This is a genomic window from Pseudomonas sp. LBUM920, from assembly GCF_003852315.1.
Taxonomy (GTDB): domain Bacteria; phylum Pseudomonadota; class Gammaproteobacteria; order Pseudomonadales; family Pseudomonadaceae; genus Aquipseudomonas.
In genome coordinates this window covers 6,470,138-6,487,472 of the sequence record NZ_CP027762.1, presented here as the reverse complement: position 1 = coordinate 6,487,472, position 17,335 = coordinate 6,470,138, and the positions used below count along the sequence as shown (strand labels likewise).

19 protein-coding genes are annotated in these 17,335 nt (G+C 62.0%); 10 read left to right on the top strand and 9 right to left on the bottom strand.

All coding sequences use genetic code 11. The annotated features are described in order from the left end of the window. Positions 1-6: 6 nt before the first annotated feature. The 7 genes from hflC (at position 7) to cfaB (ending at position 7,244) form a co-directional block, all read left to right on the top strand. Complete coding sequence (gene hflC, locus C4J83_RS30190) at positions 7-996, top strand: protease modulator HflC (RefSeq protein WP_164488004.1); 990 nt, start codon at positions 7-9, stop codon at positions 994-996. Beyond that, the gene (gene hflK, locus C4J83_RS30185; RefSeq protein WP_124418804.1) at positions 993-2,027 is read left to right on the top strand and encodes a protease modulator HflK; all 1,035 of its coding nucleotides are present in this window, start codon (positions 993-995) and stop codon (positions 2,025-2,027) included. The genes hflC and hflK overlap by 4 nt, the downstream gene beginning before the upstream one ends. Then, positions 2,024-3,910, top strand: coding sequence for a cation-translocating P-type ATPase (locus C4J83_RS30180; protein ID WP_124418803.1), 1,887 nt, complete (start codon positions 2,024-2,026; stop codon positions 3,908-3,910). Before hflK ends, C4J83_RS30180 begins: the two co-directional genes overlap by 4 nt. A gap of 116 nt (positions 3,911-4,026) precedes the next feature. Continuing rightward, complete coding sequence (gene bufA2 / locus C4J83_RS30175) at positions 4,027-4,281, top strand: BufA2 family periplasmic bufferin-type metallophore (protein WP_106575946.1); 255 nt, start codon at positions 4,027-4,029, stop codon at positions 4,279-4,281. 66 nt (positions 4,282-4,347) lie between these two features. After that, entirely contained in the window at positions 4,348-5,193 is an 846-nt protein-coding gene (gene bufB, locus C4J83_RS30170; protein WP_124418802.1) for an MNIO family bufferin maturase, read from the top strand. After that, the gene (locus C4J83_RS30165; protein WP_124418801.1) at positions 5,184-5,972 is read left to right on the top strand and encodes an HvfC/BufC N-terminal domain-containing protein; all 789 of its coding nucleotides are present in this window, start codon (positions 5,184-5,186) and stop codon (positions 5,970-5,972) included. Before bufB ends, C4J83_RS30165 begins: the two co-directional genes overlap by 10 nt. 87 nt (positions 5,973-6,059) lie before the next feature. Further along, positions 6,060-7,244 (top strand): C17 cyclopropane fatty acid synthase CfaB, encoded by a 1,185-nt coding sequence (cfaB, locus tag C4J83_RS30160; protein ID WP_106575943.1) that lies wholly within the window; start codon positions 6,060-6,062, stop codon positions 7,242-7,244. A 139-nt stretch (positions 7,245-7,383) separates the two neighbouring features. On the opposite strand, the gene cls is transcribed toward cfaB, so the two are convergent. Beyond that, positions 7,384-8,823 (bottom strand): cardiolipin synthase, encoded by a 1,440-nt coding sequence (gene cls, locus C4J83_RS30155; protein WP_119742776.1) that lies wholly within the window; start codon positions 8,821-8,823, stop codon positions 7,384-7,386. A gap of 130 nt (positions 8,824-8,953) precedes the next feature. Between cls and C4J83_RS30150 the strand changes: the two genes are divergently transcribed. Then, positions 8,954-9,475 (top strand): DUF3617 domain-containing protein, encoded by a 522-nt coding sequence (locus C4J83_RS30150; RefSeq protein ID WP_119741192.1) that lies wholly within the window; start codon positions 8,954-8,956, stop codon positions 9,473-9,475. On the opposite strand, the gene C4J83_RS30145 is transcribed toward C4J83_RS30150, so the two are convergent. The 7 genes from C4J83_RS30145 to folE2 are packed head-to-tail and all read right to left on the bottom strand — an operon-like array spanning position 9,472 to position 15,097. Beyond that, entirely contained in the window at positions 9,472-10,809 is a 1,338-nt protein-coding gene (locus tag C4J83_RS30145) for a dihydroorotase (RefSeq protein ID WP_124418800.1), read from the bottom strand. The two genes, C4J83_RS30150 and C4J83_RS30145, sit on opposite strands and share 4 nt — an antisense overlap. A 3-nt stretch (positions 10,810-10,812) precedes the next feature. Further along, positions 10,813-11,373, bottom strand: a complete 561-nt coding sequence (locus C4J83_RS30140; protein WP_017135756.1) for a gamma carbonic anhydrase family protein — start codon at positions 11,371-11,373, stop codon at positions 10,813-10,815. Further along, positions 11,370-11,783 (bottom strand): phosphoribosyl-AMP cyclohydrolase, encoded by a 414-nt coding sequence (hisI, locus tag C4J83_RS30135; protein WP_124418799.1) that lies wholly within the window; start codon positions 11,781-11,783, stop codon positions 11,370-11,372. The genes C4J83_RS30140 and hisI overlap by 4 nt, the downstream gene beginning before the upstream one ends. Further along, the gene (locus C4J83_RS30130) at positions 11,780-12,658 is read right to left on the bottom strand and encodes a metal ABC transporter substrate-binding protein (RefSeq protein WP_119741184.1); all 879 of its coding nucleotides are present in this window, start codon (positions 12,656-12,658) and stop codon (positions 11,780-11,782) included. The genes hisI and C4J83_RS30130 overlap by 4 nt, the downstream gene beginning before the upstream one ends. An 11-nt stretch (positions 12,659-12,669) precedes the next feature. Next, positions 12,670-13,536 (bottom strand): metal ABC transporter permease, encoded by an 867-nt coding sequence (locus tag C4J83_RS30125; protein WP_106575938.1) that lies wholly within the window; start codon positions 13,534-13,536, stop codon positions 12,670-12,672. Further along, positions 13,536-14,204, bottom strand: a complete 669-nt coding sequence (locus tag C4J83_RS30120; RefSeq protein WP_124418798.1) for a metal ABC transporter ATP-binding protein — start codon at positions 14,202-14,204, stop codon at positions 13,536-13,538. Before C4J83_RS30120 ends, C4J83_RS30125 begins: the two co-directional genes overlap by 1 nt. Then, entirely contained in the window at positions 14,201-15,097 is an 897-nt protein-coding gene (gene folE2, locus C4J83_RS30115) for a GTP cyclohydrolase FolE2 (RefSeq protein WP_124418797.1), read from the bottom strand. Before folE2 ends, C4J83_RS30120 begins: the two co-directional genes overlap by 4 nt. 128 nt (positions 15,098-15,225) lie before the next feature. Between folE2 and C4J83_RS30110 the strand changes: the two genes are divergently transcribed. Continuing rightward, entirely contained in the window at positions 15,226-16,437 is a 1,212-nt protein-coding gene (locus C4J83_RS30110; protein WP_124418796.1) for an N-acetylmuramoyl-L-alanine amidase, read from the top strand. Here the strand turns inward: C4J83_RS30110 and C4J83_RS30105 are convergent. Continuing rightward, positions 16,434-16,802: a glutamine synthetase gene (locus tag C4J83_RS30105; RefSeq protein ID WP_106575934.1), complete on the bottom strand. Its 369-nt coding sequence runs from the start codon at positions 16,800-16,802 to the stop codon at positions 16,434-16,436. The genes C4J83_RS30110 and C4J83_RS30105 overlap by 4 nt on opposite strands. A gap of 127 nt (positions 16,803-16,929) precedes the next feature. Between C4J83_RS30105 and dksA the strand changes: the two genes are divergently transcribed. Beyond that, the gene (gene dksA, locus C4J83_RS30100) at positions 16,930-17,334 is read left to right on the top strand and encodes an RNA polymerase-binding protein DksA (RefSeq protein WP_119741174.1); all 405 of its coding nucleotides are present in this window, start codon (positions 16,930-16,932) and stop codon (positions 17,332-17,334) included. Position 17,335: the final 1 nt, after the last annotated feature.

Below are 17,335 nucleotides of genomic sequence, written 5' to 3'. Positions count from 1 at the left end.
GTCTGTCTGTTGAGCGCTCATTCTCACGATCATGGTCATCATCACGGCCACCACCATCACCATCACGGTGATGAGCAAGCCGCTGGCCCGTTTCCTTGGCGGCGCATGGCCTGGGCGGTGTTGCTGGTGCTGTTTGCGGTGGCGGCCGCCAGCCTGGTGCAGGTGCGTTCCGGCGAAGCCACGGTGATTACGCGGTTCGGCAACCCGTCGCGGGTGCTGCTGGAGCCTGGCCTGGGCTGGCGCTGGCCGGCGCCGTTCGAAGCGGCGATCCCGGTAGACCTGCGCTTGCGCACCACTTCCAGCGGTTTGCAGGACGTGGGCACCCGCGATGGCTTGCGGATTATCGTGCAGGCCTATGTGGCGTGGCAGGTGCAGGGCGATGCCGACAATGTGCAGCGCTTTATGCGCGCGGTGCAGAACCAGCCGGATGAAGCGGCGCGGCAGATTCGCACCTTCGTCGGCTCGGCGCTGGAGACCACTGCGGCCAGCTTTGACCTGTCCAGCCTGGTCAACACCGACGCCAGCCAAGTGCGCATCGCCGATTTTGAGGCACAGTTGCGCCAGCAGATTGATCAACAATTGCTCACTACTTACGGCGTGCGCGTGGCGCAAGTCGGTGTCGAGCGTCTGACCTTGCCGTCGGTCACCCTCACCGCCACCGTTGACCGCATGCGCGCCGAGCGCGAAACCATCGCCACCGAACGCACCGCCGTGGGCAAACGTGAAGCGGCGCAGATTCGCTCCGCCGCCGAACGCGATGCGCGCATCGTGCAGGCCGATGCCACGGTGAAAGCCGCCGATATCGAGGCGCAGTCGCGGGTCGAAGCGGCGCAGATCTATGGCCGTGCCTACGCCGGTAATCCGCAGCTGTACAACCTGCTGCGCTCGCTGGACACCTTGGGCACCGTCGTGACACCGGGCACCAAAATCATCCTGCGCACTGACGCCGCGCCGTTCCGCGCACTGGTGGACGGGCCGAAGGATGTTCAGCCATGAGTGAGCGTGACAGCCCGGACAGCCCATGGATCCAGGCCGGGCGCCTGACCTTCCTGGCGCTGTACGCGGTGACGGTGTTGGCGGCGTTGGCCTGGGCGTTTTCCAATGTGCGCCAGATCGACCCGCAGAACCGCGCCGTGGTGTTGCACTTTGGCGCGCTGGACCGTATTCAAAATGCCGGTCTGTTATTGGCGTGGCCGCAGCCGTTTGAGCAAGTGGTGCTGTTGCCAGCAGCCGACCGTGTGATTGAGCGTCGGGTGGAAAACCTGCTGCGCTCCGACGCGGCGACCCAGGCGGACCGTGTGGCCACGTTTGCCGCGCCGTTGAGCGACGCGCTGGCAGGCTCCGGTTACTTGCTGACCGGCGACGCCGGTGTGGTGCAGCTGGATGTGCGGGTGTTTTACAAGGTCACCGAACCCTACGCGTTTGTGCTGCAGGGCGAGCATGTGCTGCCGGCGCTGGATCGCCTGGTGACGCGCAGCGCCGTGGCGCTGGCGGCGGCGCGCGACCTGGACACCATTCTGGTGGCGCGCCCGGAATTGATCGGCAGCGATAACGGCGCCGCCGAGCGCCGCGAGCGGCTGCGCGGCGATCTGGTGCAAGGCATCAATAAACGCTTGGCGGACTTGGCCTCCACCGGTTTGGGGTTGGGCATCGAAGTGACGCGTGTCGACGTGCAATCAAGCCTGCCGGGCCCGGCGGTGAATGCCTTCAACGCAGTGCTGACGGCCAGCCAACAAGCCGATAAAGCCGTGGCCAATGCGCGCACCGACGCGGAAAAACTCACCCAAGCCGCCAATCAGGAGGCCGACCGTGTCGTACAAGTGGCCCACGCCCAAGCCAGCGAACGCCTGGCCAATGCCCAAGCGCAAACGGCCACCGTCACCAGCCTGGCCCAGGTCAAAGACCCGGGCCTCATGCTGCGTCTGTACCGCGAACGCTTGCCGAAGATTCTCGGCCAGGCCGGTTCTGTGACCACGGTCGATCCCAAAGACGACTCCCGCTTGATCATCCAGGGAGCCGAACAATGAGCGCGCCTATGTTGACGTCCGCCGAGCAGCGCAGTGCTGCCCGGCAATTGACCCTGGCCATGTTAGCCCTGGGCTTGCTGGTATTGGGGTTGGTGTGGCGCTGGCTGGCGCCGGACCAGAACGGTGTCAGCCAACTGTTGCTTGGCGTCGCCTCTTTGCTGGTGGCCGTGCCGGTGATGCGTTCGGCCTGGTACAGCCTGCGTTACCCGAGCCTGCATGGCATCACCGACCAATTGATCGCCCTGGCGATGATGGGCGCGTGGGCCACGGGCGACTTGCTGACGGCTGCATTGCTGCCGATCATCATGATTTTCGGCCACGTGCTGGAAGAGCGCAGTGTGATTGGCTCCCAGGAAGCGATTCATGCCCTGGGCAAACTGACCCGCAGCCATGCGCGGTTGGTGCAGGCCGATGGCAGCATTGTGGAAGTGGATAACGGCACGCTGAACACCGGCGATATTGTCGAAGTGCGTGCCGGTGATCGCGTGCCGGCCGACGGTGTGGTGCTGTCGGGCCAGGCGAGCCTGGACACGGCGCCGATCACCGGTGAGTCGGTGCCGCTGGAAGCCAGCGTGGGCGTGCAGGTGTTTGGTGGCGCGATCAACCTCGACGGCTTGCTGCGCCTGGAAGTGACGCGCACCGGTAACGAGTCGACCCTGGGCAAAGTCATTGCGCTGATGCAGAACGCCGAACGCTCCAAGCCGCCCATCACGCGGCTGCTGGAGCGTTACGCCGGCAGCTATATGGTGCTGGTGTTGCTGCTGGCGGCGGTGACCTGGTTTGTGACCAATGACGCCCAGGCAATGTTGGCCGTGCTGGTGGCGGCGTGCCCGTGCGCCTTGGTGCTGTCGGCACCGGCCACGGCGATTGCCGGGATTGCAGTGGCGGCGCGGCACGGGATTTTGATTCGCAGCTCGGCATTTCTTGAGGAGTTGGCGGACCTGACCTCGCTGGTGGTGGATAAGACCGGCACGCTGACGTTTGGCACTCTGCGTTTGCAGTCCATCGACACCACGGCGCCGGATCGGCAGGTGTTGTTGAATCTTGCCGCCAGCCTGGGTTCGGCCAGCAGCCACCCGGTCAGCCGTGCGTTGGCGGGGCTGGCAACGCAGGAACAAATGCTGGGGCTGACGGATATTCGCGAACGCCAGGGCCTGGGCGTGGTGGCGCAGACCGAGCAGGGCGAAGCAGCCTTGGGGCGCCCGGAGTTGTTCGAACAGCTGGGCATTGTGACCACTCAGGTGCCGAACCACGATGGCCCGATCGCCGGTCTGGCGCTGAACGGCCAGTTCCTCGCCTGGCTGTTGCTCGCCGACAGCGTCAAGCCGGAAGCGCGCCAGGCCCTGCAGGAGCTACGCGACTTGGGCCTGGGCCGCCAGCTGCTGCTGACGGGTGACCGTCAAAGCGTGGCCGACAGCCTGGCGCTGGATGTCGGTATCAGCGACGTCGAAGCCCAGGCACTGCCGGAAGACAAGCTCAACCGCGTGCTTGGGGAAATCGGCAGTGGCTTCCGGCCAATGGTCGTCGGTGATGGCATCAATGACTCGCTGGCGCTCAAGGCGGGCGTGGTCGGTGTGGCAATGGGCGCGGGCGGTGCGGACATCGCGCTGGCGTCGGCGGATGTGGTGTTGATCGGCAGCGACCTGCGGCGCCTGGGCACATGTGTGCGCTTGAGTCGCCAGTGCCGCCACACGTTGCAGGTTAACGTGATCATCGGGTTGGGCTGGACGCTGGCTATCGTGGTGTTTGCCGCGTTTGGCTGGCTGGGCGCGGCGGGCGCCATGATTGCGGCGGTGTTGCATAACCTCAGCACCTTGCTGGTACTGGGCAACGCCGGGCGTTTGCTGCGGTTTCAGGAGCCACTTTTGAAGCTTGAAGAATAAATTCAGAAATATCTGCATACAGCTGTAACGCCGATAAGGGTCCTCACTCTAGTGGTATGTCGAGACTGAACACTCCGTTCAGACCGGCACCCCTACCGATCATGAGGACTCTAAAAATGAACTTCAAATCCGCTGCTGCTGGTGCCGCCCTTGCGATGGCCGCCGCTACCCTGTTTGCTGGTGTTGTGACTCAGGCTCAAGCCGCTGACACGGCTGTGCACTGCTACGGTATCAACGCCTGCAAAGGCCAGAACGACTGCAAAACCAAGGACCATGCTTGCAAAGGTCAGGGTTCTTGCAAAGGCCAGGGTTTCCTTGCCAAGCCCTCCGCTGATGCCTGCATGAAGGCTGGCGGCACCGTCGGCGAGTAACCGGCACCGAGTGCACCCGCAGCGGACGCCCCCCACCGCTGCGGACACTTTGCCTTGGAGCGAATCATGTCCGCGTCCCTTCCAAGTCTGGGTTACGGCCTGGGTTTACGCAGTGAGTATTACCAGCAGATCCTTGAACAATCGCCGGCCGTGGATTGGTTTGAAGTGATCTCCGAGAATTATCTGGTGCAGGGCGGTAAAGCCTTGTACTACCTGGATGCGATAGCCGAGCGCTATCCCCTGGTGATGCACGGTGTGTCCCTGTCCATCGGCGGGCCGCATGCCCTCGATACCGATTACCTGAAACACATCAAACAGCTCGCCGAGCGCATTCAGCCGGCGTGGGTTTCCGATCACCTGTGCTGGAGTCGCGGCAACGCGCATCAGTTGCATGACCTGCTGCCGCTGCCCTACACCGAAGAAAGCCTTTACCACGTGGCCGGCCGCGTGCGCCAAGTGCAAGACGCATTGCAGCGTCCGCTGGTGCTGGAAAACGTTTCCAGCTATGTGCGTTCCAGGGCCGACGAGTTCACCGAGTGGGAATTCCTCAAGGCCCTGGCCCACCTTACCGGCTGCCAGCTGTTGTTGGACGTGAACAATGTGTATGTCAGCTCGCGTAATCACGGCTTCGACGCCTGGACGTTTATCCGCAGCCTGCCGCCTGAAAGCATCCGCCAACTGCACTTGGCCGGGCATATGGATTACGGCGACTACGTGGTCGATACCCATGATCACCCGGTGTGCGATCCGGTGTGGGCGCTGTATCAACAGACGCTGGAGCTGTTGGGGCCGGTGTCGACATTGCTGGAGCGCGATGACCATTTCCCGCCGTTCGAGGAGTTGCTCGCCGAGTTGAGCAAGGCCCGTGAACTGGGCGCGAGCGCGCTGGCCAGGAAGGCGTTATGCGCCTGATCGACTGGCAGTTGGCGTTTGAGCAGCATCTGTTATCCGAAAGCGCGAAGGCCAACAGTGGGTTTGCCGCGACCTTGCTGGGTGGGCCGACTCTGGATGTGGACACGGGCCTGGCGATTTACCACAACGCCTATGTGTCGCGGCTTCAGGAGGTGTTGCGGCATGACTTCGGCGCCATCCGGTATTGGCTGGGGGACGATGAGTTTGCAGTGCTGACAGACGCCTATGTGCGCCGCTGTCCGTCGGCCCATTACAGCCTGCGTTGGCTGGGCGAGCGGTTCCCGGCGTTTCTCGTCGAGCATCTGGTAGAGGAGCACAGTGCGCCGCTGGCCGAGTTGGCGCGGTTGGAGTGGGCGTTTACCTTGGCATTCGATGCGCCGCTGGGTGAGCCGCTGGGCCTGAATGACATGGCGCAGCTGCCCCCTGAAAACTGGCCGGGTTTGCAGGTAAGCCTGGCGCCTACGGTGCAACAGGTGCTGTGCCATTTCAATAGCGTGGCGATTTGGCGCGCCAGCAAGGATGAGTCGGATTTCCCTGACAGCCAGGCGCTGGAAGGGGCGCAGATGTGCCTGGTGTGGCGTCACCAGAATGTGTGCCATTACCGCAGCCTTGAGCCGGCTGAAGCCCGCGCGCTGGTGGGAATGGTGACCACCGGCTGGAATTTTTCAGAACTGTGTACAGGGTTGGCAGTCACTTATGGAGAGGGTGCGCCACTGCAAGCGGTGACGTGGCTGAAACAGTGGATCCAGGACGGTTTGCTCGAGCATCGAGCCTCATAGTTTAGTGCTATCAATTCGATAGCCTCCTACTTTGTCTTCGGATGGTCTACCCTCACTCCAGACGTCTGAAACAAGGGGGGACTACTCATGCTCGCGCAACTTCCACCGGCCTTACAGAATCTCAAGCTACCGCTGCGTCTTCGACTCTGGGACGGCCACGAATTTAACTTGGGCCCCGAGCCCAGTGTGACGATCGTGGTGAAGGACCCCACAGTCGTTTCCAGCCTGACCCATCCAACGCTGGACTCATTGGGCGAAGCCTTCGTCGAGGGCAGACTGGAGCTGGAAGGCTCCATCAGCGAGGTGATCCGGGTATGTGACGAGCTGAGTCACGCCCTGATTGATGACGACGAGGGGAGTCGTCCGGTGCGCTCGATCCACGACAAGGCCACTGATGCTGCGGCCATTTCCTACCATTACGACCTGTCCAACGAGTTCTACCAGCTGTGGCTGGACCAGGACATGGCGTACTCCTGCGGTTATTTCGAAACCGGCAGCGAATCCATCGATCAGGCCCAACAAGACAAATTTCGCCACCTGTGCCGCAAGTTGCGGCTGCAGCCAGGCGAGTATTTGCTCGACGTCGGCTGTGGGTGGGGTGGGTTGGCGCGTTTTGCGGCGCGAGAGTTCGGCGTCAAAGTGTTTGGGATCACGCTGAGCAAAGAGCAGCTGGCGCTGGCCCGTGAACGGGTCAAGGCCGAGGGGCTGGAAGACCAGGTAGACCTGCAACTGCTCGACTACCGCGACCTGCCGCAGGACGGTCGTTTCGACAAAGTGGTGAGCGTGGGCATGTTTGAGCACGTTGGCCACGCCAACCTGGCGGAGTACTGCAAGGTGCTGTTTGGCGCCGTGCGCGAAGGCGGCCTGGTGATGAACCACGGCATCACCGCCAAGCACACCGACGGTCGCCCCGTGGGCCGTGGCGCCGGCGATTTTATCGAGCGTTATGTGTTCCCCAACGGCGAGTTGCCGCACCTGGCGATGATGACGGCGGAAATCAGCGAAGTCGGGCTGGAAGTGGTCGACGTCGAAAGCCTGCGCCTGCATTACGCGCGCACGCTGGACCATTGGAGTGAACGCTTGGAAGACAACTTGGAGGCGGCAGCCAAGATGGTGCCGGAGCAAGCGTTGCGGATCTGGCGGCTGTACCTGGCCGGTTGCGCGTATGCGTTTGCGCGGGGCTGGATCAACCTGCACCAGATATTGGCAGTGAAGCCTCACGCTGATGGCAGCCATGAACTGCCGTGGACGCGGGAAGATATCTACCGCTGAAACACGGTTATGAAAACGCTGAAGATATAAATGTGGGAGCGGGCTTGCTCGCGAGTGCGGTGGTTCAGCCAATCTATTTGGTCCTGATACACCGCATTCGCGAGCAAGCCCGCTCCCACATTTGTTTCTGTGTTGTGTGTTAGAGAATCGGGGAGATCAAACGCGCCACCCGCATGCCCAGCTGTTGCAGGCGACGGGTCTCGCGGCTTTCTTCCTGGCTGACTTCATGCGCCTGTGCGAAGTCGTCCAGCAGCATCTGCTCCACTTGGCTGGCAAACGCTTCATCGACCGTCAGCAACATCACTTCGAAATTCAGCCGGAACGAACGGTTGTCCATGTTCGCACTGCCGATTGCACTGATTTCGCTGTCCACCAGCACCACCTTCTGGTGCAGGAAGCCCGGCTTGTAGCGGAACACGCGCACGCCAGCGCGTACGGCTTCGATGGCGTAGAGGCTGGAGGCGGCGTAGACGATACGGTGATCAGGCCGCGACGGCAGCAGCAGGCGCACATCGACCCCGCGCAAAACCGCCAGGCGCAGGGCGGCGAACACCGCTTCATCGGGCACGAAATACGGGCTGGTGATCCACACGCGCTCGGTCGCCGCATGGATAGCTTCGACGAAAAACAGCGAGCAGGTTTCATACGGATCGGCCGGGCCGCTGGCGAGCAGTTGGCAGAGCACGCCATCTTCAGGGTATGTATCAGGCAGGATCAGCGGCGGCAGCTCGCGCGCGGCCCAGAACCAGTCTTCGGCGAACGACTCCTGCAGGCACGCCACCACCGGGCCGGTGACCTGCACATGGGTGTCGCGCCACGGCGCCAGTGGCGGCTTTTTGCCCAAGTATTCGTCGCCGACGTTATGCCCGCCGACAAACCCGGTGAGGCCGTCGACCACCACGATTTTGCGATGGTTGCGGAAGTTGACCTGGAACCGATTGAGCCAGCCGCTGCGGGTGGCGAACGCTTTGACTTTGACCCCGGCGTCGCGCAGCGACTGCACATAACTGTGGGGCAGGGCATGGCTACCGATGCGGTCGTAGAGCACGTGAATATCCACGCCTTCGGCAGCTTTTTCCTTCAGCAGGGCGTGCAACTGCCTGCCAAGATCGTCGTCATGAATGATAAAAAACTGGAACAGCACCGCCGTCTTAGCCTGGCGAATCGCCGCGAAAATCGCGCTGAACGTGGCATCGCCATTAATCAGCAAGCGCACGTCATTGTTGGCCAGGCACGGCATGCGGCCCAATTTGGGCATGGCGCGCAAAGACGCATAGGCGCTGGAGTTGCGCGCCGCCAAGGCTTCTTCGACCCACGGGCGCCAGTTCAGCGCGGTGATGGCGGTGTGCATTTCCTGGTTGGCCTGGCGACGCGCCTGGATATACGCGTCAAAGGTGCTGCGGCCGAAGATGAGGTAGGGAATCAGCGTCAGGTAAGGCATGAACATCAGCGACAAGGCCCAGGCGATCGAGCCTTGGGCGGTCCTGACAGTCAGCACCGCGTGGATCGCGGCGAGCGTCCCGAGAAAATGCAGCGTGGCAATGAAGTAGGCGAGCAGGTGCGGGCCAAAAAAATCCATGAACGACATCACTCCAGGCAATCAAGTGCCTAACAGACCATGTTCGACGACGAATGTCGCTATTTTATTTGCCGTGCAACACTGGCGCCTTTGCAGCGTCTAACGCCCACAATTACCCAGGAGTTACCCGATGAATGCTCGTCTGCTTGGTTTGGCCATGGTTGTTGGATTGACGCTGCCCGTGGCGGCTCAGGCGCAGATGCTGGCGCCGGGCTTGTGGGAATTGACCACCAGCAATATGAAAGTCGATAACCAGGACTTGCCCGACCTGTCGCTGATCCTCGGTCAGCTCAAGCAACAGATGACGCCCGAACAGCGCGCCATGCTCGAAAAACAGGGCATCACCATGGCCGGCAAGGGCGTACAGGTTTGCCTGACGCCTGCCCAGGTCGCGTCTGATTCCATTCCCCTGACCGACCCGCAATCGGGCTGCAAACAGCAAGTGACCGACAAAACCGGCAACCAGTGGAAATTTCGTTTCAGCTGCCCGAAAGCCCAAGGCACTGGCGTTGCAACCTTCCAGAGCCAGCAGGAATTCACCACCACCGTCAACGGTACGTTCAATGCCACCGGCGTTCAGCAGAAGGGCAGCCTGGACACTCATGCCCAATGGCTGGGCAACGATTGCGGCACGGTCAAACCCCGCGCTTAACGCAGAAAGTGCAGGGGCAGCCCCTGGCAACTGTCGACCACCTGGCCGTTGTGCCACGCCAGGTGGCCGGACACCAGGGTGGTGCTGACGCTGTGGCGAAAGCTGCGCTCGGCGAAGGGCGTCCAGCCGCAGCGCGCGAGAATCGGCTGGCTGCTGACGGGTTTGCCTTCGGGCTCAGGTTTGATCAGCACCAGATCGGCCCAATAGCCCTCGCGTAGATAGCCTCGGTCCGGGATAGCGAACAGGTCGGCCACACGGTGACTGGTCTTTGCCACCAATGTGGTCAGTGGCAAATGCCCGTCAATCACCAGCTCCAACAACGCCGGCAGCGCGTGCTGCACCAGTGGCAGGCCTGACGGCGCTTGGCGATAGCCCAACTGTTTTTGCGCCCAGGTATGCGGCGCATGATCACTGCCGATCACATCCAGACGATGACTCAGCAAGGCCAGGCGCAGCGCGTCGCGGTCGGCGCGGGTCTTGATCGCCGGGTTGCATTTGATCTGGTGGCCGAGGCGATGATAGTCGCGGTCATCGAACAGCAGATGGTGCAGGCAGACCTCGGCGGTGATGCGCTTCTCGGCCAACGGCTTGTCTTCGAACAGGGCCAACTCGCGAGCGCTGGTCAGGTGCAGCACGTGCAGGCGCGTGCCGTGTCGCCGGGCCAGTTCCACCGCAAAAGAAGAGGAGCGAAAACAGGCTTCGGCATCCCGGATAAGGGGGTGGGCGACGGCGGGAATGTGCTCGCCGAAGCGTTCACGCAGGCGCTGTTCATTCGCGAGGATGCTCGGCGTGTGCTCGCAGTGGGCGAGGAGGATGGTCGGTACTTCGGCGAACAGCCGCTCGAGAATCCGCGGGTCATCCACCAGCATATTGCCGGTAGAGGCGCCCATGAACACTTTGACCCCGGCCACTTCACGCGGATCGAGGGCGGCGACGATGTCCAGGTTGTCGTTGCTCACACCAAAGTGAAAACCGTAGTTGGCCACCGAGTGCAACGCGGCGCGGCGCTTCTTGTCCGCCAGGGCTTCCAGGTTCAGGGTGGCAGGGTGGGTGTTAGGCATGTCCATGAAGCTGGTGATTCCACCGGCCACCGCCGCGCGGGATTCGCTGTAGAAACTGCCTTTTTCGGGCGCGCCAGGATCGCGAAAGTGCACCTGGTCGTCGATCATGCCTGGCAGCAGCCATTGACCCTGGGCGTCAATTTCCACCGGCTCGTTATAGCCTTCGAGGCTGGCGGCAATCTTCTCGATGCGGCCATTGGCGACCAGTACGTCGGCATCGAACTCCCGGCCCTCATTCACCAGACGGGCATTGCGAATCAGCAGGCGGCTCATGGTTCAGAACTCGTTTTGCAGGGCTTTGTAACCACGCACCAGGTCGACGTTGGTGCGCGCCACGTCTTCAGAAAACTCCGAGGCGCTGACACTCACCGGCGGGAATTGCGACAGGTCGGTGTTCGGGCCGATGCGGGTGGTGGAGGGCACATAGAACGCGGCGGGCAAGTCGCGGCCGTCGACCACCGAGTTGTGGCGCACCACGCAGCCATCGCCGACGGCGCAGTTGAACAGCACGCTGTTGAAGCCGATAAACACGCGGTCGCCGACGGTGCAGGGGCCATGGACGATGGAGCGATGCGCGATGGAGGTAAATTCTCCAATGGTCACCGCCGCGCCGGATTTGGAGTGAATGACCACGCCGTCCTGAATGTTCGAATTGGCGCCGATGGTGATCGGGTCCATGTCGCCGGTGGCGTCGACTTCGTCAGCGCGGATCACGGCGTAAGGGCCGACGAAGACGTTCTCGCCGATGATGACCTTGCCGCAGATGATCGCGGTTTTATCCACGTAGGCCGATTCGGCAATCACCGGCAGATCGCCGGAAGGGTTCTTGCGGATCATGCAGAGGGCTCCGTAATGACATGAACGTAGGCGCCGTCGATGGCGTTGTAGAAGCAGGTGGGCCGGCCGGTGTGGCAGGCCGGGCCTTGTTGGTCGACGATCAGCAGCACTGCGTCGCCGTCGCAATCCAGCCGGGCCTCGACCAGTTGTTGCCAGTGGCCGGAGCTTTCACCTTTGCGCCACAGCTGCCCGCGCGAGCGCGACCAATAGCAGACTTGCCCGGTGGCCAGGGTTTCGGTGAGGGCCTGGCGGTTCATCCAGGCCAGCATCAACACCTCGCCGCTGCCGTGTTGCTGGACGACGGCGGCAATCAGGCCATCGCTGTTCCATGCCACGGCGTCGAGCACGGTGTCGAGTGGAAAGCGGCTGCCCATGGCAGCCTCTTCCAGGTCGAGCAGGCTCAAGGTCATGGCTTGCTCAGGGCTGCGCACAGGGTGTTGAGGTTGTATTCGAACAGCCCGGTGAAGGTGCTGGCCGGGCCTTGGGCGGCGAGGGCGTCGGAGTACAACGTGCCGCCGATCTGCGCGCCGCTTTCGTCAGCAATCTGCTTGAGCAGGCGTGAGTCTTTGATGTTTTCCATGAACACGGCTTTGACCTTGTCTTTGCGGATCTGGGTGATCAGCGCAGCGACCTCGGCGGCAGACGGTTCGCGTTCAGTCGACAGACCCTGGGGCGCGAGGAACTGAATGCCGTAAGCCTGGCCCAGGTAACCGAAGGCGTCATGCGAGGTGACGATGCGTCGGTTGCCCGGTGGCAGCGCGCCGAACTTGGTCTTGGCCTCGGCCAGCAAGCGGTAGATTTCTTTCAGGTAGGTTTGGCTGTTGCGCTGGTAATCGGCTTTGTTGGCCGGGTCGGCGGCAATCAACGCTTTGGTGATGTTGTTCACATAGATTTCGGCGTTGGCCAGGTTATGCCAGGCGTGCGGGTCGGGGATGGTTTCACCGTCTTCTTCCATGGTGTGAGAGATCACGCCTTTGCTGGCGGTTACGACCGTGGCTTTTGTTTCGGTGCTGGTCACCAGGCGGTCCAGCCAGGGTTCAAAGCCAAGGCCATTCTTGATGATGACCCGGGCCTTGAGCAGCGCCTTGGCGTCGTCCGGCGTGGGTTCGTAGGTATGGGCGTCGGCGTCCGGGCCGACCATGTTGCTGATCTGGATGTGATCGCCACCGATCTGGTGGGTGATGTCATCCAGAATACTGAAGCTGGTAACCACTTGAAGTTTGTCGGCGGCCTGAGCCATCGACAAGGGCAGCAGAAGGCTGAACATCACGAGTAAAGCGCGCATCGGGAAACACCTCATTGGGATGTAAGCAAGGGCGGGCGGCGCAGCAAGCCGTGCACCGGACCGAAGACCACGGACAGCAAATACCCGCCGCCTGCCACCAGCACGATGGCCGGGCCGCTGGGCAGTGAGTAGTAGAACGACAGCAACAAACCGAACCACACCGACAGGCATCCCAGCACCGCCGATACTGCAATCAACACCGGCAGGCGCCGGCTCCAGAAGCGTGAAGCAATCGCCGGCAACATCATCAACCCCACCACCATCAACGCGCCGATGGCCTGGAAACCGATCACCAGGTTCAGCACCACCAAGGTCAGAAATAACCCATGAGCGAGCGGGCCGAGGCGGCTGACGGTTTGCAGGAACAGTGGGTCCAGGGTGTCGAGTAGCAACGGTTTGTAGATCAGCGCCATGGCGATCAGGCTGAAACCGGAGACCCAGAGCATCCCGGTGAGGGTGGTTTCATCCACGGCCAATGCGGACCCGAACAGCAGGTGCAGCAGGTCCAGGCGTTTGCCTGCGATGCCGAGGATCAGCACGCCGGCGGCGAGGGAGATCGGGTAGATGGCAGCGAGGCTGGCGTCTTCACGCAGGCCGGTGCGGCGGGTGATCCACGCGGATAAACCGGCCATGCTCAGGCCGGCGCCAAGACCGCCGATGGTCAGCGCGGGCAGGCTCAGCCCGGCAAACCAGAAGCCAAGCGCGGCGCCGGGCAGGATGCCGTGAGCCACGGCGTCGCCGATCAGGCTCATGCGCCGCAGGATCAGAAACACACCCAGCGGCGCCGTGCTGCAGGCGAGCACCAGCCCGCCGATGAGTGCGCGGCGCATGAACACGAAGTCGAAGAAAGGCATCCACAGGTGGGCGGCAAAATGCATCAGGCCACCTGCATGTGAGCTTGCGGGCGGATCAGCTCTTTGCTGGGGCCGAACACGCAGCCGGTGCTTTTGATCTGCACCACGTGCTGGGTGTAGTGGCGCACGGAGGCCAGGTCGTGACAGACGACGATGATCGTGCGGCCTTGGTCGTGCCAGGCGTGAATGTGTTTCCAGCACAGCGCCTGTCCGTCTTCATCGAGGGCGGCATGGGGTTCGTCGAGCAACAACACGGGCGCTTCGGCGAGGCTCATGCGGGCGAGCAGGGCGCGTTGCAGTTCGCCGCCGGACAAGGCCATCAGCGGGCGATGTTCCAGCCCACTGAGGCACCAGTCCTCCAGGACTGCCTGCAGACGTCCGTTGCGTTGGGGTGGCGTGAGCTGGGTGCCCCAGAAGCCGGCGGCGACCAGCTCTTGCAAGCTGATGGGGAACTGGCGATCCAAGTGCTGCTGCTGCGGCAGGAACGACAGGCCACCACGGCGAGGAACCTCCACACTGACCTTGCCCGCCAGCGATTTTTGCAAGCCGGCGATCACTTTGAGCAGGCTGCTTTTGCCGGTGCCGTTGGCGCCGATGATGCCGGTGAGGCTGCCTTTTTCCAGGGTCAAATCCAGCGCTGGGGTGAGCGGTTGCCCAGGTGCACCCCAGCGCAAAGCGTTACAGGTGATCATGCAGAGTCTCTCGTCCAGCGGCTTTCAGCCACGGCATCGTGCGCGTGCAGGCTTTCGGCGTGGATCACTTTCAGGTGGAAGGCTTTGACGGCATCCGAGCGTTTCAAGGCGAGGTTGAGGCGGCGTGCGGCGTCTTCACAGAACATCAGGTTCTGCCCGTTGGCCAAGGCGAAGGCTTGTTCGTCCGCACGCTTCACCGCGGTTTGCACGGCGGTGCCGAGCGCAGCTTCGACGTCATCGATCAGGTCGGTGAGCGGCAAAGTGGACTGATTGGCGTCCAACTCAATCGAGAGCTGGGCGCTGCTGCGTTGGCTGTGGGGCGTGGCGACGATGCCGTTGGCGCTGCCGAGCCACGTGAGTACGTCTTCGTGTTGCAGCGGCGTGCCGGCGAAATCTTGAAGAAATTGCTGCTGAATCAATTGCCTGGCGAGCGCAGCGGAGCAGGGGCAGGTCGAGGAATAAGTAACGTCAATTTTTAGTTCCACGTGGAACATCTGATTTTCCAGACGTGCCTCAATGCACACCGGGTAGCCTTTCCAGCCAGCCAATGGGCTGACCAACGCCGGGCGTTTAAGCAGCAAATCCGTGTGAATTCGTAGGTAGGCGTTCTTAGATAATCCTTCATGACTCTGTAGAAAGCGCTGCAGTACATTACGCAGAAGTGCAGGCGTAAGAAGCTGCTGGTCGAGCATTTCCAGGGCCAGGTACAGGCGCGACATATGAATGCCGCGGGCCTCGCCGTCGTCCAGGCTCACGCCGGCATCGGCGGAGGCAGTCAGGCGTTGGCCGTCGATAAGAATGGGCAAGGCGATGCCGCACATGCCTACCCAGTCGAGCGGCAAGGCTTGGCGTGAAGCCTGCGCGGCGATATCCGGCAGAGTCAGCGCATTCATGAGCAGGTCCATCGTTGGAAATAAAAAGACATGTTATATTATAACTATTGAGTCGACGATGATTTTTCTGCTCCAGCCTTTCTTCAGTCATGTCGAGCAGGGACGCTCCTCTATTCGCGGTATATGTCATGCACAGACGTCAGCTCCTCAACCTGCTGCTGGTCAGCCCGCTGTTCACCTTTCCATTGGGGGCTTTTGCCACGCAGATTCGTAATGCGCGCCTGTGGCGCTCCGACGACAAACTGCGGCTGGTGTTCGACCTCAGCGGCCCGGTGCAATACAAGACCTTTTCCCTGACCTCACCGGAACGCGTGATCATCGACCTGAGCGGCGCCGGGCTCAGCGGTGATTTCTCGCAGTTGGCCTTGAAGAACAGCGGAATCACTTCGATCCGCTCCGGGCATTTTGGTAAAGCCGATACGCGCATCGTGCTGGACCTGGCCGCACCGATGCAGCTCAACAGCTTCTTGTTGCCGCCGCAGGATGGCCAAGGTCATCGCCTGGTACTCGACCTTACCGGCGCCACCCACGCGCCGCGCCAGATCGCCGCGCAGCCGCAGCCTCTGGTGGCGCCGGTGGACAAGGCGCATCCCAAGCGCGACATCATCGTAGTAGTCGATCCCGGCCACGGCGGCAAAGACCCAGGCGCCATCGGTTCCAAGGGCCAGCGCGAAAAGGACGTGGTGCTGTCCATCGCCCAATTGCTGGCCAAACGCTTGAAGCGTGAGAAGGGCTTTGACGTGAAACTGGTGCGCAACGACGACTTTTTCGTACCGCTGCGCAAGCGCGTGGACATCGCCCGTCAGCACAAGGCGGATATGTTCATCTCGGTGCACGCCGACGCCGCGCCACGGCTCACGGCCTCCGGGGCGTCGGTGTATGCGTTGTCTGAAGGCGGCGCCACCTCCGCCACGGCGCGCTTCATGGCGCAGCGTGAAAATGGCGCAGACCTGCTGGGCGCCACCACCTTGCTCAATCTCAAGGACAAGGACCCGATGCTGGCCGGGGTGATCCTCGACATGTCGATGAACGCCACCATCGCCTCCAGCCTGCAGCTGGGCAGCTCGGTGTTGGGCAGCCTGCAAAACATCACCACGCTGCACCAGAAGCGCGTGGAGCAGGCAGGGTTTGCGGTGCTCAAGTCACCGGATGTGCCGTCGATCCTGGTCGAGACCGGGTTCATTTCCAACACCCAGGACGCCCAGCGGCTGGTCACCGCGCGCCATCAACAGGCGGTGGCGGATGGGCTTTTCGAAGGCCTGAAAAAGTACTTCGAGAAGAACCCACCGGTGAACAGCTACATGGCGTGGGTTCAGGAGCAGAAGAGCGGCCAGGTCTAACAGCCGGTAATGCGGCTGCACGTGAACTTCGCGCTGGTGCCGCCTGAGCTGGAAAACCGGTTGATGGTGGTCCAGCCCACGCGGCGCGTGTAGCCGACCCACGCCTCACCGTCGGACGCCAAGCCGGTAAAGAACGTCAACTGCCCATAGCGGCTGTTGGTCTGTGCCCAGTAGCGTTTCCCGATCACCTCGAAACCGCGCAAATACGTGGTGCCGCCGGCAGTCGCCACGCTGTAGGCATTCCCCAGCGGATCCACGCAAGCCAGCAGGTTGGCGCTGCGCACGCAGGTAGCCGACAGACTCGGCGTTTGTGCGCAGGCCGGTCCTGCCACTGCCAACAACAGGGCGCACACCAGGTATCTCATAAAGTTTCTCGGGGACCGGAACGGGCTCAAGCATTGCGCCCTTCGTCGTGACGAGCAAGGGGGATTGGCTTAATTGTATTGTTATACTATAACATGAAAACACAGCCTGACCCGTGAACCGCTCTCCATGACTGAACAAGACCTTCTTGCCCTATCGCCCAACGATTACATGAATGAAGCCCAGCAAGGTTTCTTCCGCGAGCTGCTGCTGGGCCAGCGTTCTGAACTGCAAGCACGCATCGACGCTGAGTTCCTGGTGCTGCGTGAGCAGGAAACCAACAGCGACCCCGCCGATGTGGGCAGCGCCGAAGAACAGCGCCAATGGCAACTGCGCCTGCTCGAACGCGAAAAAAAGCTGCTGGACAAGATCGACGACGCTCTTGAACTGCTGGCCCGTGGCGAATACGGCTGGTGCCGTGAAACCGGTGACCCCATTGGCCTGAAACGCCTGCTGCTGCGCCCCACAGCGACCCTGAGTATCGAAGCCAAAGAACGTGAAGAGCTGCGCGAACGCCATCAACGGGCGATTTGAC

What these genes read in the sequence shown, in the direction of transcription:
- hflK (WP_124418804.1), top strand. Translation starts at nt 993, where the DNA reads ATGAGTGAGCGTGACAGCCCGGACAGCCCATGGATCCAGGCCGGGCGC.
- C4J83_RS30180 (WP_124418803.1), top strand. Translation starts at nt 2,024, where the DNA reads ATGAGCGCGCCTATGTTGACGTCCGCCGAGCAGCGCAGTGCTGCCCGG.
- bufA2 (WP_106575946.1), top strand. Translation starts at nt 4,027, where the DNA reads ATGAACTTCAAATCCGCTGCTGCTGGTGCCGCCCTTGCGATGGCCGCC.
- bufB (WP_124418802.1), top strand. Translation starts at nt 4,348, where the DNA reads ATGTCCGCGTCCCTTCCAAGTCTGGGTTACGGCCTGGGTTTACGCAGT.
- C4J83_RS30165 (WP_124418801.1), top strand. Translation starts at nt 5,184, where the DNA reads ATGCGCCTGATCGACTGGCAGTTGGCGTTTGAGCAGCATCTGTTATCC.
- cfaB (WP_106575943.1), top strand. Translation starts at nt 6,060, where the DNA reads ATGCTCGCGCAACTTCCACCGGCCTTACAGAATCTCAAGCTACCGCTG.
- cls (WP_119742776.1), bottom strand. Translation starts at nt 8,823, where the DNA reads ATGGATTTTTTTGGCCCGCACCTGCTCGCCTACTTCATTGCCACGCTG.
- C4J83_RS30150 (WP_119741192.1), top strand. Translation starts at nt 8,954, where the DNA reads ATGAATGCTCGTCTGCTTGGTTTGGCCATGGTTGTTGGATTGACGCTG.
- C4J83_RS30145 (WP_124418800.1), bottom strand. Translation starts at nt 10,809, where the DNA reads ATGAGCCGCCTGCTGATTCGCAATGCCCGTCTGGTGAATGAGGGCCGG.
- C4J83_RS30140 (WP_017135756.1), bottom strand. Translation starts at nt 11,373, where the DNA reads ATGATCCGCAAGAACCCTTCCGGCGATCTGCCGGTGATTGCCGAATCG.
- hisI (WP_124418799.1), bottom strand. Translation starts at nt 11,783, where the DNA reads ATGACCTTGAGCCTGCTCGACCTGGAAGAGGCTGCCATGGGCAGCCGC.
- C4J83_RS30130 (WP_119741184.1), bottom strand. Translation starts at nt 12,658, where the DNA reads ATGCGCGCTTTACTCGTGATGTTCAGCCTTCTGCTGCCCTTGTCGATG.
- C4J83_RS30125 (WP_106575938.1), bottom strand. Translation starts at nt 13,536, where the DNA reads ATGCATTTTGCCGCCCACCTGTGGATGCCTTTCTTCGACTTCGTGTTC.
- C4J83_RS30120 (WP_124418798.1), bottom strand. Translation starts at nt 14,204, where the DNA reads ATGATCACCTGTAACGCTTTGCGCTGGGGTGCACCTGGGCAACCGCTC.
- folE2 (WP_124418797.1), bottom strand. Translation starts at nt 15,097, where the DNA reads ATGAATGCGCTGACTCTGCCGGATATCGCCGCGCAGGCTTCACGCCAA.
- C4J83_RS30110 (WP_124418796.1), top strand. Translation starts at nt 15,226, where the DNA reads ATGCACAGACGTCAGCTCCTCAACCTGCTGCTGGTCAGCCCGCTGTTC.
- C4J83_RS30105 (WP_106575934.1), bottom strand. Translation starts at nt 16,802, where the DNA reads ATGAGATACCTGGTGTGCGCCCTGTTGTTGGCAGTGGCAGGACCGGCC.
- dksA (WP_119741174.1), top strand. Translation starts at nt 16,930, where the DNA reads ATGACTGAACAAGACCTTCTTGCCCTATCGCCCAACGATTACATGAAT.